The 14,081-nt window shown below is 49.2% G+C and carries 20 protein-coding genes and 1 pseudogene; 15 read left to right on the top strand and 6 right to left on the bottom strand.

Features of this window, described 5'->3' with window-relative positions; translation table 11 throughout:
* Positions 1–71: 71 nt before the first annotated feature.
* The 4 genes and pseudogenes from speB to speA form a co-directional block, all read right to left on the bottom strand.
* Complete coding sequence (gene speB, locus IPL32_00105) at positions 72–977, bottom strand: agmatinase (protein ID MBK8464206.1); 906 nt, start codon at positions 975–977, stop codon at positions 72–74.
* 85 nt (positions 978–1,062) lie between these two features.
* Positions 1,063–1,446, bottom strand: a complete 384-nt coding sequence (locus IPL32_00100; protein MBK8464205.1) for a deoxyhypusine synthase family protein — start codon at positions 1,444–1,446, stop codon at positions 1,063–1,065.
* The gene (locus tag IPL32_00095) at positions 1,437–2,123 is read right to left on the bottom strand and encodes a deoxyhypusine synthase family protein (protein ID MBK8464204.1); all 687 of its coding nucleotides are present in this window, start codon (positions 2,121–2,123) and stop codon (positions 1,437–1,439) included. The genes IPL32_00100 and IPL32_00095 overlap by 10 nt, the downstream gene beginning before the upstream one ends.
* Before the next feature lie 59 nt (positions 2,124–2,182).
* A pseudogene (gene speA, locus IPL32_00090) lies at positions 2,183–4,109 on the bottom strand (biosynthetic arginine decarboxylase).
* Positions 4,110–4,404: 295 nt separating this feature from the next.
* Here speA and IPL32_00085 point away from each other — a divergent pair.
* The 6 genes from IPL32_00085 (at position 4,405) to IPL32_00060 (ending at position 8,168) form a co-directional block, all read left to right on the top strand.
* Positions 4,405–4,821 (top strand): prepilin-type N-terminal cleavage/methylation domain-containing protein, encoded by a 417-nt coding sequence (locus tag IPL32_00085; GenBank protein MBK8464203.1) that lies wholly within the window; start codon positions 4,405–4,407, stop codon positions 4,819–4,821.
* A gap of 58 nt (positions 4,822–4,879) precedes the next feature.
* The gene (locus tag IPL32_00080; GenBank protein ID MBK8464202.1) at positions 4,880–5,050 is read left to right on the top strand and encodes a hypothetical protein; all 171 of its coding nucleotides are present in this window, start codon (positions 4,880–4,882) and stop codon (positions 5,048–5,050) included.
* Positions 5,051–5,234: 184 nt separating this feature from the next.
* Positions 5,235–5,423: a hypothetical protein gene (locus tag IPL32_00075; GenBank protein ID MBK8464201.1), complete on the top strand. Its 189-nt coding sequence runs from the start codon at positions 5,235–5,237 to the stop codon at positions 5,421–5,423.
* A complete protein-coding gene (locus IPL32_00070) occupies positions 5,408–5,887 on the top strand; it encodes a hypothetical protein (GenBank protein ID MBK8464200.1) in 480 nt (159 codons plus the stop codon). Before IPL32_00075 ends, IPL32_00070 begins: the two co-directional genes overlap by 16 nt.
* A 52-nt stretch (positions 5,888–5,939) precedes the next feature.
* On the top strand, positions 5,940–6,386 hold the full coding sequence (locus IPL32_00065; GenBank protein MBK8464199.1) for a hypothetical protein: 447 nt from the start codon (positions 5,940–5,942) through the stop codon (positions 6,384–6,386).
* 897 nt (positions 6,387–7,283) lie between these two features.
* Entirely contained in the window at positions 7,284–8,168 is an 885-nt protein-coding gene (locus IPL32_00060) for a hypothetical protein (protein ID MBK8464198.1), read from the top strand.
* 109 nt (positions 8,169–8,277) lie between these two features.
* On the opposite strand, the gene IPL32_00055 is transcribed toward IPL32_00060, so the two are convergent.
* Entirely contained in the window at positions 8,278–8,496 is a 219-nt protein-coding gene (locus tag IPL32_00055) for a hypothetical protein (protein ID MBK8464197.1), read from the bottom strand.
* 3 nt (positions 8,497–8,499) lie between these two features.
* Here IPL32_00055 and IPL32_00050 point away from each other — a divergent pair, with 3 nt between their 5' ends.
* From IPL32_00050 to IPL32_00010, 9 genes are all read left to right on the top strand, one after another.
* On the top strand, positions 8,500–8,703 hold the full coding sequence (locus IPL32_00050; protein ID MBK8464196.1) for a hypothetical protein: 204 nt from the start codon (positions 8,500–8,502) through the stop codon (positions 8,701–8,703).
* 69 nt (positions 8,704–8,772) lie between these two features.
* Positions 8,773–8,955, top strand: coding sequence for a hypothetical protein (locus tag IPL32_00045; GenBank protein ID MBK8464195.1), 183 nt, complete (start codon positions 8,773–8,775; stop codon positions 8,953–8,955).
* A 1-nt stretch (position 8,956) separates the two neighbouring features.
* A complete protein-coding gene (locus tag IPL32_00040) occupies positions 8,957–9,586 on the top strand; it encodes a hypothetical protein (GenBank protein ID MBK8464194.1) in 630 nt (209 codons plus the stop codon).
* 26 nt (positions 9,587–9,612) lie between these two features.
* Entirely contained in the window at positions 9,613–10,275 is a 663-nt protein-coding gene (locus IPL32_00035) for a hypothetical protein (GenBank protein ID MBK8464193.1), read from the top strand.
* Positions 10,276–10,301: 26 nt separating this feature from the next.
* Positions 10,302–10,475: a hypothetical protein gene (locus tag IPL32_00030; GenBank protein MBK8464192.1), complete on the top strand. Its 174-nt coding sequence runs from the start codon at positions 10,302–10,304 to the stop codon at positions 10,473–10,475.
* Positions 10,429–10,953 carry a hypothetical protein gene (locus IPL32_00025; protein ID MBK8464191.1) on the top strand — a complete coding sequence of 175 codons (525 nt, stop codon included), beginning with the start codon at positions 10,429–10,431 and terminating at the stop codon, positions 10,951–10,953. Before IPL32_00030 ends, IPL32_00025 begins: the two co-directional genes overlap by 47 nt.
* Positions 10,954–11,118: 165 nt before the next feature.
* On the top strand, positions 11,119–11,298 hold the full coding sequence (locus IPL32_00020) for a hypothetical protein (GenBank protein ID MBK8464190.1): 180 nt from the start codon (positions 11,119–11,121) through the stop codon (positions 11,296–11,298).
* Between the two features lie 569 nt (positions 11,299–11,867).
* Positions 11,868–12,194 carry a hypothetical protein gene (locus IPL32_00015; GenBank protein ID MBK8464189.1) on the top strand — a complete coding sequence of 109 codons (327 nt, stop codon included), beginning with the start codon at positions 11,868–11,870 and terminating at the stop codon, positions 12,192–12,194.
* Positions 12,195–13,290: 1,096 nt separating this feature from the next.
* Positions 13,291–13,482 (top strand): hypothetical protein, encoded by a 192-nt coding sequence (locus tag IPL32_00010; GenBank protein ID MBK8464188.1) that lies wholly within the window; start codon positions 13,291–13,293, stop codon positions 13,480–13,482.
* Positions 13,483–13,836: 354 nt separating this feature from the next.
* On the opposite strand, the gene IPL32_00005 is transcribed toward IPL32_00010, so the two are convergent.
* On the bottom strand, positions 13,837–14,037 hold the full coding sequence (locus tag IPL32_00005; GenBank protein MBK8464187.1) for a hypothetical protein: 201 nt from the start codon (positions 14,035–14,037) through the stop codon (positions 13,837–13,839).
* Positions 14,038–14,081: the final 44 nt, after the last annotated feature.

Genomic DNA, 14,081 nt, shown 5'->3' with positions numbered 1-14,081 from the left:
AACTGTGTACTACGAATCATCTAAAAGGATTGTTCGGAAAATAAATGTACGAAAGACTGAGCAAATTTCGGTTACGTCGAGACTTTTGGCGTCTGATTGTTGAAGATGTAGGCGAGAGATTTATATACCAGCTTTGAACATAGAAATGCCGGAGCGTCGTAATTTTCAAAGTAAGAGTACTCGACGAGGTCCATGCCCACAACTCTTTTCTTTTCAGCGAGTTTGCGGATCAGGGTTAAAGTTTCGTACCAGCCTAATCCACCGGGTTCCGGCGTGCCGGTCGTGGGCATTATGCTCGGGTCGAGACCGTCAATATCGATGGTTAGATATACATTGTCGGTAAGGGAATCGACCGCTTCATCGATCCAGTCTGTTTTTCCAGCAATGTCCCGCGCCCAAAATATTCGTGTAGGCAGATCTTCTTTCAGTGAGCGAGCTTCGTCACCAGAGATCGAACGTATGCCAACCTGGACCGCTGGGATACGCAGATCTTTTACTACGCGGGCCATGATGGATGCGTGAGAGTGAGGTGTTCCGTCGTATGCGTCGCGAAGATCTGCGTGGGCGTCGATCTGCAGAACGCTCATGTTTTCGTATTTCTCGTTATGGGCTTTGATGATCGGGGCGGACACCGAATGTTCGCCGCCGATCATGCAAAGAAATTTATCTGTTTTTAGAACGTTCGTTGTGTAGTCATAAAGACCAGACATCATCTCTTCCGGCGTTTCACGCGGAGTGAATTCTGGCAGCGTGTGGATCCCGATCTTATAAACTTCCGAATCGGTTTCCTCTTCGTAGAGCTCCATATTGCGCGAGGCGTCTACTATTGCCATCGCTCCAGCTCCAGTACCTGTGCCATATGAAACTGTTCCCTCGTACGAAACGGGAAGAACCAAAACACGCGCAGAATCAAATGAGGAATATTGCTCCTCGTCGATCCCGCCAAAATTCATTGGTAATTCTTCAGATTCAGACATGTCTTTAATGATGTAATTCAAAATGCAAAATGCACAATGATAAAACCTCATTCATTGTGCATTTTGCATTGTACGTTTTGTCTTTTTAAGGTACGTCAATGTTCATATCTTTGCCCGAAAAGCTGAACGTCGGACGTTTACGGCCTTTCATAAACTTAGCGGCTGTTTGCGAAAGAGCCGTAATGATCATTGGCAATGCGATAGACGGATCACACGTTACGTTCGCGGTGGTTGCACCTCGAACCAGCTTTCCAAAAGCCGAAGTATGGCTGCCACCGAATGATGGCATACGAGCATCAAGCGTCGCGGAGTCCGTTGCGATCGAGATTGCGTATTTATGACCGCGAGGATTGGTTCGCGTAATGTAAGACGAAATTTCGGCGACATTAAGCATGTTGTGGCTTTGCGTGCTGCCGAGAGATATGAGAGCCGAGTGCCGCGTTTTATGCGCGATCTGCATCAACTCCATCGAATCCTGAGTCGTATCGAACGCGATCTGGATCTTCTTTTCAAATTTTGCCGCGCTATGCCGATCGCGATCTCGGAACCTGGAAGGTCAGGACAAAAAACGGGAATACGTGACTTAAATGCCGAAGTCAAAATACCGTCTTCGTGTGCGATCTCAGACAGTTCGCGGCCCATCAAGTGTAGGAATTCACGGATCGAATAGGAACGGCTTAGTTCAAGCTGATTGATGACGCTGCCAATCCACTCGTCTGCTTCCTGATATTCTTCGCGATTAGCGATCACGTCGCCGACTCGTCGTATGTCGGCTGCTTCCAGATCCTCGTCACTCATGTTCGGGTGGGCCTGATAATGGCTGCGTCCGAGGATCTCGTGAATGTCGTTGTACAGCACTGTGCCGGACATCACTATTACATCTACGAATCGATTCTTAATTACATATGCAATAAGACGTCTCATGCCGGATGTGATCAGATTGCCGGAACCGCAAAGATAGATCGTCGAGTTGTCGTCGAGCATATCCAACCATATACGATGTGCTTCGGCAAGCTGTTTTGCACCGAAACCCGCACCTTCCATTTTTTCGAGAAGCCCTGCTACTGAACGGTCACGATCGATAGGCACCGGACGCGTTGGAACAGACAGGAATTTCGAAGACTTTGTTTTCTTTTGAGCTACCATAATTTTCTTCTATATATATTTAATATTTCGTCGGCATAAGGAGACCTGCTGCCAACTGCTTACTTTTTCTTTCCATTCGGAGTCAGGTATGTATAACTTTCAACCTGGTCCTCGTAAAATTCTATGATCTTGCTGCCTTCACTATTTGAAAGGCGGCCTTCCTTGATCCTTTGTAAAACCGATTTGCGAAAAGTGTCGTTCAATTGGCCCGGATCAAATCTAACGGAACCAACTGCATCGCCTAGTGTCGCGCCGTAAATCACTTTTTTAATGATGTAGCCGTCCTCGCCGATAAACACGTGAGCCTCGTGCGGAACACCGAAAAGGTTGTGGTTGTTTCCCATAACCTCCTGATAGGCGCCGACGAGCATCATCGCAAGGTAATAACTTTCCCCTTTAGTAAGCTTGTGCAATTCGAGCACCGGCTTAATATCGTGCAGATCGACGAATTTATCCACTATACCGTCGGAATCACAGGTTATATCACATAGCGTAGCATATTCTGTGGGCTTTTTGTTGAGTTTATGTATCGGGATGATCGGAAATAATTGTTCAAGAGCCCAATTGTCCGGCATTGACCGAAAAACTGAGAAATTTGCAAGGTATTTTGCACACATCAAACGCCGCAATTCATCAAATTCTTCGGCAACATACTTCTTTAGCTGAGCGAATTGGTCCGCTTTTTCACAGATGTCCCAAAACAGGACCTCGCCTTTGCCCTTTGCCTCAAGCGATATGAGGCCGAGATTGAACATCGTGAAAAGTTCATCGCGGTTTTCGAGCGCGTCGTGATAATACTCGCGATAGTTCTTTCCGTTGATCGTTTCACGCAGGTCAAAAGCTCACGAACGATCTGAGGATCATCTTTCTCAAACGTCATCGCAGTATGGCTTTCGACTACCGTTTCGATCTCGTCCTGGATGTTGGTTACCAATATCGCGTGATATGCCGATAAATATCGCCCGGATTCCTGGATGATCGTCGGGTGTGCGACATTCTCATCGTCGCAGACAGTTTTGATCACATAGATCACATCGTTTGCAAACTCGCGGGCGTTGTAATTTGCTGATGATTCAAAGGATGTTCGCGAACCATCGTAATCAACCGCCATTCCGCCGCCGACGTCGAGATACTCGATCGGTATCTTCATTTTTACGATCTTGGCATAGGTGCGGGCGGCCTCTTTCATCGCGTTCTTGATACGCTTGATGTCGGTAAGCTGTGAGCCGATATGAAAGTGCAGCAGCCGAAGCATATCAATTCGTCCGGCTTCCTGCAGACGTCGAATGACCTCAAGAATTTCCGTCGTCGTCAGGCCGAACTTGGCCGCTTCGCCGCCGCTTTTTCCCATTTTCCTGAGCCTTTTGAATAAAGTTTTACACGGACTCCGATCATCGGAATATCGGCATCCGGATTTTCTTTTTTAGTTTCCTCGACGATCGCTAGCGTGTGATCGAGCTCGCTCAATTTTTCGATAACAATGACAACATTCTTGCCCGCCGAAGCTCCGGCAAAAGCAAGCTGGATAAACTCTCTGTCCTTAAAACCATTGAGGACAAGCAAGCTGTCTTTTGCCTGTTCCACGCCAAGAGCGGCGTAAAGTTCTGCCTTGGAGCCTGCCTCAAGGCCAAAGCCGTATCGAGAACCTTCGCGCAGATATTCCTCGATCACGGCACGGTTGGAATTGACTTTCATCGGGAAGACGCATAGATGGCCGCCCTCATATTCAAATTCTTTTATCGATTTGCGGAAGGCTGTTTGCAGCTTTCGTATCTGTCCGAAGATGAGTTGGGGAAAACGGAGTAGGATCGGCGTGTTGACGCCGCGTTTGCTGAGATCGTCAATGATCTCTTTTACGTCGGCGGTGAAATTTTCGTTTTCCGGCGCACGAACTATCAGGTTGCCCTTTCGATTTACACCAAAGTAATCGGCACCCCAATTATCGATGCCGTATGTTTCGATTGTTTGATCTATTACCGCGCTCAAGTTCTAATCGCTCCTCACCAACAATAAAGGAAAAGCTAATAGCTTAATAAAAATCCGCTAAAAAACAAACACCTTTCTCGGATAAACCCGGACTTTCTTTAAAAACAGCCCAAATTGGCTTTGGCATAGCCGTTGCTAATACAAAGAGACAGCAGTCCGGAATATACCGGAATATTTGAAAAACCTTGAAGTTAACTAAATCCGGTCTAAAAGATGCCGGATCTTGTCAAGGTAAAGTGCCAAAAAATGTCACATTAGTGAGATTTGAATAAAGAAATACAGAGGTTTAAGAGTAATGAAAAAATCAAGTGAGCAAGGATTTTCTTTAATTGAGCTGTTGATAGTAGTCGTGATCATCGGAATTGTAGCGGCGTTGGCAGTTCCTTTTCTTCAAAAGGCTGTGCGTGCGTCAGAAAACGGCAACACTTTTGCCTCCATGCGAACCATCTCTTCTACCCAGGTTGGCTTCTTTCAAAGAACCGGCCGGTTTGGCCGTCTTACTGAGATAAACAGTCTGCTTGGAAATGGCTTAGGCACACCATCAGGAAATGATCTTGTCCGAGGAAAGTTTCTCTTCACATTGGAGGAGACGGCGGATACGCAATTGAGGGATAGATATACGATCGTTGCTACCCGGCAGGTTACAGGTGAAGGCCAAGTTTACCAATATAGGATCACACAGTCCGGTGTGATAGAACAACTCCAGCCCTAATAATTCTTCCCTACCCATCCTCCTCCTTAAATTTCCATCCCCGGAAAGGTGGACCACCATGAATGTCTTCGAAGACCTTATTGTCGAACTGAAAGAAGAGAACCTGCTTGAAAATACGGTAATCGACGCCGCACAAAAGAAAAAGCCGCTACAGGTATTCCGGAAGCCGCAAAAGTCCCTGACAAGGACGACGGGCAGCCGGAATTTGCGGCCTTCGATGATGAGATAGCGGAGTTGGACTCCGAATTTTCAAATATCGAATCAGATATAGGCTCCGAAGCAGAGATAGTTCTCATGGAGACCGCAGAGGAATTTCAGGCTGCGGCAAAACCAAGCATGCCAAACCCAAAAGAATCCGGCACGGCAAGGAGTTTTTTAAGAAGCGTGCAGTTGCTGAAGTTTCGAGCCATCAGATGGTCGAACATATTTTGACCGGCGTCGAGCGCGAATACATGAAGATCGTCCCGAAGACCTTCGACGATTTTAATGCCAAGAAGGCTCTAAATAATTTCCTGAACATTTCCGAAAACTCAAATTCCGAACAGCATAAGGCTGCTGAATTTGCTCTGATGCAGGAGACAGAGGCGTGGGATTGGCACTGATCGAACGTGATAGTCATATATCGGTTGCAAGTATTCGTCAATATTGCGAAAATTCACGTCCGGCACTCAGTTCACAGGCGATACTGGCCCTCGCCCGATTTTATCGAAATGCTCCTTATTCGGAAACGGTGCGATCGAAGTTTGATTTTGTTATAACGCGCCTCTTTTCAAGGCCGATCAGTCAGGACAAACGGGCATGCCTTTTTGGCCGCGAGGAAATACTTAGCCATATCAACACGCTGTACAGCGACTGGTCGAGTGTGCCGCTGTATGACGCGGAACATGACGAGTCAAAGATCATGTTGACCGGTTTGAGCTTTGACGATCTTGCGAACGAAGCCGAAGGAGCAACGCTTTTGACCAGCTTATCGAAAGCGACTTTTCGGTCGGCTGCGACTCTTCAAAGAGAGTATAAACGAACTATTTTACGAGCCATCAGTAATTGCCGCTGCTATCGAAAGTAATATTCGCATCGGCAATGCCTACGTCGGCCTGATCATTCGCGAACGCCAAAAGATGGATGCGGAAAGCATTCAGATCAAGTATGGCGATTTCAACGATCCGTCTGTTTCAGATGCTGCAGGCCGATCGCTAGACCTGGTTGAACTTTTGCATGGGTTAACCGACGAGGTTATCAACGAGGAACCCGCAGCCGATGAGATCGACAACGCGATCGAACCTGAAACACATACTCCGGAACAAACAAAAGCGGAAACTAAGCCTGCGGGAGAATCGTCTTTCGTTGGCAATCTGATCGACAATGTTCGCAATGTCAATCGATGGCTGCTCGGTGTTGGTTTTGTGCTCATACTTGTTGCCGGAGGCCTATATGTGTGGTCAAGCACCATTGACGAGGAGAAGGCTTCGACGGCAGGTGTTGCAGTTGTTGATCTTGGTGATTCGATTCTGGGTGAGCACATCAAGAGCGGGAAGAGATCGCCGGCGACACATTCTACGGGTTGATGCTGCCATCATGGGATAATCTGACAAAAGAAAACGTGAAGAATATCTGCAAAAGGTATACCAACTCGGAAACGAAAAAGGCTACAAGCAGGTGAATCTGACCACCAAGGATGGCAAACCAGCTGGGTTTTGCATCCTCAACACGGATGGACGTCAAAATGCCTTAAGCTAATTTCATTCTACGATCGGAAATGGCTACGTCTCATGTGACGCGGCCATTTTTCCATTTACTATCTCCTCACATCAGAGATTTAGTTGTGAATAAGTATGAGTTTCAGGTTATCTAATCGAAATGATTTTTGGTGAATAGCTTCGGATTTAGGATTTAACTAAAAATTAAGACTAAAAAGCTTTTTATTATTACTAAAAACAAGGTTTAAGTAGATTTATGAGCAAAATCCCGTTGACCTTATCGGGTGTTCCGTATTAGAATTATCACCATTGTTCTTTAAATTGCTCTAGAGATCAAAAAGCATTCCTTAAGGAGATATCTATGTCGTCGTTTACCGTTAAGAGTGTCGTTACACCCTTTGTATTCATATTAAATTCACTGAAAGTTCTTTTCAAAGGATCTTCCTGCAAAAACTTTGGACTTCTGGCTATTATTTTTGCAATGCTGCTAAGTGTTTCAGCTTACGGTGCCAGTTCTCGTCTAGGGTTTTTAGACTCGACAGCACAGTTTTTCGGATTGCAGAGTAGTGTCGCACCGATTTTTCCGGTGCACAATCTGCGATACCTGCGAATACAATTACGATTACCACTCGCTCTGCCGGATCGGCTCGCGGGTAATACTGTAGCGGTATCGCTTCCGGTTATTAACGCGACACCGGGGCCGATCTCTATTCCGATCACAGTGGGTGATGTGACTGGATTGGAGTTATCTCATATGACCTCCAGATGGATTTCAACCCTGCGGTTTTGACGCCTGCTGTTGCACCTGTCACAACGACGGGAACACTCAGCTCTTCAATGTCTATAACGCCGAACACGTCGAATGCGGGACACATTATCATCTCGGCATTTCAGGGAGCTTCGGTGATTGGTTCGGGAACACTGCTTATCCTCAACTTCAATGTTGTGGGTACGCCGGGACAATCGAGCAATCTTGTTTTCAATGACTATACTAATCCGTCCGGCGGATTCCATCCCGGGTTTATGTTCAACGAAGGCGATCCGGTCGCAGTGCCTTCAAGCGGAAGCGTGACTATACCTGGCGGCTCGACTCCAACAAATACGGCGACAAATACTCCGACAGCGGCTAACACGGCAACGTTTACACCGACGCCGACGGACACGCCGACAGCGACATCGAGGCATCGACAGCAACGCCTACTTCGACTGCGACATTTGCGCCTTTCAAATACGGCTACGAATACGCCTTCGAACACAGCGACGAATACGCCAACAAACACTCCTGTATTTACGGCAACATCAACTAACACGCCAACAAACACTCCTGTGTTTACGGCAACGTCAACGAACACGCCGACTAATACGCCGGCAAATACGGCAACCAATACAGCGACTGGCACGGCTACTCCAACAGCAGCGGGTACGCCTAGCGGAGTGCCAGTGTCGTTGCCAAACATAAGTGCAACGCCCGGCCTCGTTATTATTCCTATAACTGTTGGAGATCTGACAGGGTTGGGAGTTATCTCGTATGACATGCAAATCTCGTTTGACCCGACAGTTATGACGCCGGCCTCACCGCCCACGGATACCGTCGGAACGCTGAGCAGTGCAATGTCGATAACCCGAACTCGGCCAATGCCGGACACCTGATCGTTTCTGCATTCCAAGGAGCGTCATTGATAGGCTCGGGAACGCTCATCAATCTTCGATTTAATGTAATTGGAACCCGGGACAGTCGACCTCTTCTTGTATTTGAGGATTACACGAATCCGACTGGCGGCTTCCATCCAGGATTCATGTTTAATGAAGGCGATCCGCAGGCCGCTTTGACAAACGGAAGCGCAACAATTCCGGGCGGAGCGACCCCGACAAATACCGCAACAAATACGCCGACAGCGGCTAACACAGCAACGTTTACGCCGACGCCGACAGAAACGGCGACTGCAACTTCAACGGCGACCAATACGCCAACTAACACACTGTGTTTACGGCGACTTCGACGAATACGCCGACAGAAACGGCTACGTCAACTAACACGCCGACAGAAACGGCTACGTCAACTAACACGCCGACTAACACTCCGGCAAATACGGCAACCAACACCGCGACGAGCACGGCAACAGCAACGTTTACCGCGACGCCCGCAGGAACTCGAGTGGAGTATTGGTGTCGTTGCCGAACGTAATTGCGACACCAGGTGTGGTGATCATCCCGATAACGGTCGGAGACCTGACAGGTTTGGGAGTGATCTCTTATGACGCAAATCTCCTTTGACCCGACAGTTGTGACGCCAGCCTCACCGCCAACGGATGTGGCCGGAACACTAAGTTCTGCGATGTCGATCACCGAACGCATCGAATCCGGGACACCTTATTATCTCTGCATTCCAGGGAGGAGCATTGATAGGGTCCGGAACACTGATAAATCTAAGGTTTAATGTGATCGGAACACCGGGACAGTCTACAAACTTGGCGTTTGGGGATTACACGAACCCAACGGGCGGCTTCCATCCTGGCTTTATGTTCAATGAAGGCGATCCGGCTGCATCAACAACGAACGGTAGTGTAACCATACCGGCCGGAACAGCTGCACCTACAGAAACGGCTACGGCAACGAACACAGCGACGCCGGCAAATACGGCAACGTTTACACCGACGCCGACAAACACAGCTACGTCAACTTCGACCGCCACGTTTACGCCAACACCGACGGCGACAAATACGGCTACAAATACGCCAACAAACACCCCTGTGTTTACGGCGACATCAACTAATACGCCAACGGCATCTGCCACGGCAACATTTACACCGACAAATACTGCGACCTCGACAAATACGCCATCGGCGACTGCCACGGCAACATTTACACCGACGGCAACAGCTACGGCGACATTTACACCGACGTTTACGCCGACTCGGACTAACACTCCGACGCCAACGTCGACCGCCACATTTACACCGACGTCCAACAGCTACGGCAACGAATACCGCGACGGCAACTGCTACATCGACACCTTCGGTAAATCCGGTGACTGTCAGCTTGCCGAACGTAAGTGGAGCAACAGGTAGTTTGATCGTGGTGCCTATTACGGCAGGTGATACAACGGGCAGAGGAATTATTTCCCCACGATATGCAGGTGACGTTCAATCCGGCGATACTTCAGCCTGCCGGTGGAACTGCCTGTACAGCTAATGCCTGTTTCGATCAGGTCGGAACGCTGAGCAGTGCGATGTCGATCACGCCAAATACCTCGAATCCGGGACACTTTATCATCTCGGCATTCCAGGCAGCGAGCCTCACCGGTTCTGGTACATTGTTGAACCTGAGGTTCAACATTGTCGGCACTGCGGGACAATCGACAACGCTTGTGTTTGAGGATTACACCAGCCCGACACCGACATTCCATCCTGGATTTGTCTGGAACGAAGGTGATCCACCGGCAGCGACGACGAATGGCAGTGTTACGGTAAGCGGAGGCACGGGAACACCTGACCTTACACCAACGTTTACTCCAACAAACACACCGACGAATACACCGACATCGACGGCTACGAACACGGCAACGAGTACGCCGACAAGCACCACGACGGGAACAGGTACTCCGACGAATACTGCGACGGCAACAAACACGGCGACTGCTACAGCCACCGCCACCGCGACCTCTACGCCTGGCGGAACTCCTGTGGTCGCATTTGCTCGACGACGTATGTCGAAGACGAACGCAGACGGCGCTTATTGCGATAAACCGTACGGGTAATCTGGCCGGTACGACCGTAGTGAACTTTGCTACGTCGAACGGCACAGCAACGGGCGGTGCTGCATGTACCATCAGGTGTTGATTACATCAGCGTTTCGCAGTCAGTGACCTTCGCTCCAGGCGAAACAACTCAGGGTGTCAACGTAGTGATATGTGGCGATACTCTGGTCGAACCGACACAAACCGTCAATCTCACTTGACCGGTGCAATGTCGGAACGCCTAGTGCGGCTGTTCTAAGCATTAACGACACGGCAAACGCATTCCGTGCAGCCGGAGCCATTTGCACAACGCTTGGTTCGCCGGCTTCACCGTATCCGTCAACCATTACGGTTGCGGGCGGACCGGTACAGATCGGAGCACTTCGTGTATCGCTTTATGATGTGGCACATCAGATACCGGATCACATGGACTTCCTGCTTGTCGGCCCGACGGGACGACAGATGATCCTGCAGGCTGATGCCGGAGGCAATCTGGAATTGGTTAACCCTGTTACTTTGACGTTCTCAGACGCTGCCGGTCAGGTACTGCCAAATTCGGGAGCCCTGACGACCGGAGTATTCGAACCAACAAGCTGGGAGGCTGGACAGCCGAACTTCGCAGCACCTGCACTTGCCGGGCCGTATAAACGAACCGGGCAGCACTGTAGGCGGAACGGACACTCAGACGTTGAATGGTAACTTCAGATTTACCAATGCTAACGGTGTCTGGAGCCTGTACATGCGTGACGATGCCGGGTTGTTCGTCTCACCTGCTAACATCACGAGGTTGTGTGAACGGCGGTTGGGGGGTATCGAATTCCTGACATCCACAGCTGCAGCTAATGCTCTGTTTCAGGACGAGTGATGACCGCTGACGGTGCCAGGCATACGCAATGCGAAGGTCGTTATTACAGGCAACTCGCTCGCAGAGCCGCGTATCGTCAACAGGTTCATTCCGGATACTTCTCGATCGAAGGCCTCGGCGGTAGGCGAAACTTAGGTTGTAACGGTGAACTCACAGCGTTACACATTCTCGACGCCTAGCCAGGTACTCAGCCTCTTTGACAATGTCTCAGTATGTTGACTTCATCGCTAATCCGCAGGAATAGTGAATCAGAAAAATTGCTTGGTTATTCTTAGCTGAGTGAATTAAGAAAAGCGGCTGTCATGAATTTTCAGGACAGCCGCTTTGTTTAAACAACGCTCCAGAGGAATGTCCGCTTAGGCCTAGCGGCCTAAAAAAAGATCTTGCCTTTGAATGCAGAATATGATATGATCTTGCATCTATGGAAACGCTCTTTTTGGCACTCTGGTGTCTAAAAGGGTTCGCGGCCTGAGTGTAAGACAACGTCTTATCATTTTTTTCAAAAGTGGTGGAATATGCTGGAAAAATGACTGTAACTGTTGAAAATAAACAAGTTCTGCGTTCCAATAAAGAGTCGAACGGGCTGGAACGGTGTGGAATGGTGGACGACTGAAAATGAGATAAAGCATTGTGCAGCAATGAGTTGCAGAGTGTCGGCGGAATTTGACGTTCCACTGATAAGCAATATTGAAACGCGACACTTGGTGAAACTTTATTGGCCGATCTACTGTATTATTTGAACAATATTATGAAAATCAGGACACTCATTCATTACGCAGTTATTGTTTTACTACTTCAATCATTTATCCTGCCGCTAATTTATTTGCGCAGGACAAGTCCCAAACCGACATATATGCGGCTATTCGCAAGGAAGCGAATGAAAACTCAGGATAATGAACACGCTTCATTATTTCAGCGACGTTTACGGGCCGCGGCTAACGGCAGCCCAAATTACACCAACGCCGCAAAATGGGCGATGCGTGAAATGCTGTCGTGGGATTTGATAACGCTGCTCTTGAGCCGTTTGAGTTCGGACATCCGGGTTGGTCATAGAGCGTATTACAGGCCTATATGATCTCCCGGTGCAGGATACACTGCATACGAAGTTCTGGCAAGTAATCCTTTGGAAAAAGGCGTTGTAGTTGTGGACGGTGTCAGTCTTGCATCCGACACTTCCGTCGGCAGAAAATCCTCAGGTTATCCAACTGCCGACGCAGGCAGAACTGACTGCGTATTTTGATAGCGCAGAGAAGCTGACGTGAACGGCAAGATCGTCCTTGTCGGCAAACCTACGTTTATAGACCAGGTCAACCGGAACTGACACCTAAGTATTTCCAAAGAACCGTATGAGATGTCGAATGGACCCGATTAAAAAACCCGGTGAATGCGGTCCCGAAACCTTTCCTTGCGGTGGAAATAATGCTCAGCCTTGCCGCCGAGGCCGAACGCTTTGAAGGGCGAGAAAGCGAGCGAACAGCTAGACAGACTTCTTCTCGAAAACAACGTCGCGGTCCGCATTAACCAATCACAGCTTGATCGCGGAGCCGTAAGAGCTTTTTAACAACCAGACTTTCGCCAGATTACGGAGGTGGTTCCCACCGTCGGGCTGCGTAACGAGGATTTCCGGCAGAATCTATCGTTTGCTTGCGCCCCACATAAGACCAAGGTGAAGCTTTGACTCGATCTCCGCAGCCGTGGCGAAATTGACGGTGTGATTTGCCGTAACGTCATCGGTGAGATCAATTGATCGGCCAAAAGACGAGGTCGTCAGCGCCCGGCGGACATCTTGATTCCCGGCACTCCGCAAGGGGAGAGAACTGACAACGCTGGTCGGCTGTGCGCCATTATGATGGAAGCGGCGCGTCCCTGGCGTTGAAAGGTGATAGCGGTAAAACCGCGAGGCATTGATCCCGTGTTGCTTGCTGGGGCGGCGAAGAGCCAGGCCTGATCGCTTCGCAGGCTTACGTCGGGTGGTACTTTACCTGCGGTGGAAAATCCGACCCCCGAATTTAACTAATTCAATGGATACTTCAATATTGACCGCACAGCGAGAGCCGAGAGTTTTTGGGCATTTTTGGCCCACCTGAGGCTACTAAGGTATTTTCGCGAAGCTTTGCCCATTTTCTGAGTCTCGGCTTTGCGGGGTGCCGCGGAGTATCAAAAAGCGTGTTGTGGACGGACAGCAAGTCGTTCAACAACGTGGACCGCCGGGACTCGGTACCCTGCAGGACCCGATCGAATACTTCGGCGTGATACGGCACACCCAACCTCGGACACTTACGGACGCACAATCGAGAGTGATGCGCAAAATCGTCGGCGATCATATTTGTTTCGGCCGCAGTCTATACGCTGGCGATGCGTGATGAGATGCCAGCGCCTTGTTTCAAAGCGGGTGAGATGCCGGCTCTTACGACGCCTTCTGCGCCAGCAACGGGGGTTGCGTCGCCGTCACCATGGGTAACGAAGTAGCAGTACTTGAATAAAACTCACGTGCGTTCTGGTGACCTTGGTGGAAATTTTCCCTGGGAGCCAGGGAAAGGACGCAGAGAAAGAGAGGAGTTTTGGACGCCGAGCTCCTAAAGGTTTTTAGCATGCTCAACCCGATTTTGGGACAGATATCATTGAGGACGCTACCGCCGCATTTCGCGACGGGCGATGCAAACTGTCGTCCGTGATGGATCATCCAATGCGGGAAACATCACCCATCGTTTTTGGGATTAGTTGTTGAGATCGTTCTCATCTTTTTCAGGAGTTTTATTTTTGTGAGTCCCAAAGCGCAGATACAGATGCGGAAGTGCCAATATTCCCGATGCAATGCCGAATAAAGTGTCTATAACAATATTCAGTTTTGCGGGCGACGCCAGCTTTCCAACGAGAGAAGGTTGGGCTATCGTCCATCGTTCCGGCACTTCCACCATTGTAGTGATTGATCAGCCGTTCACATGCTGCCTGAATATTCTTC

The sequence above is a fragment of the Chloracidobacterium sp. genome, assembly GCA_016711345.1.
GTDB lineage: Bacteria > Acidobacteriota > Blastocatellia > Pyrinomonadales > Pyrinomonadaceae > OLB17.
The sequence above is the reverse complement of the archived record's forward strand: the minus strand, read 5'-3'. Positions and strand labels throughout refer to the sequence as shown.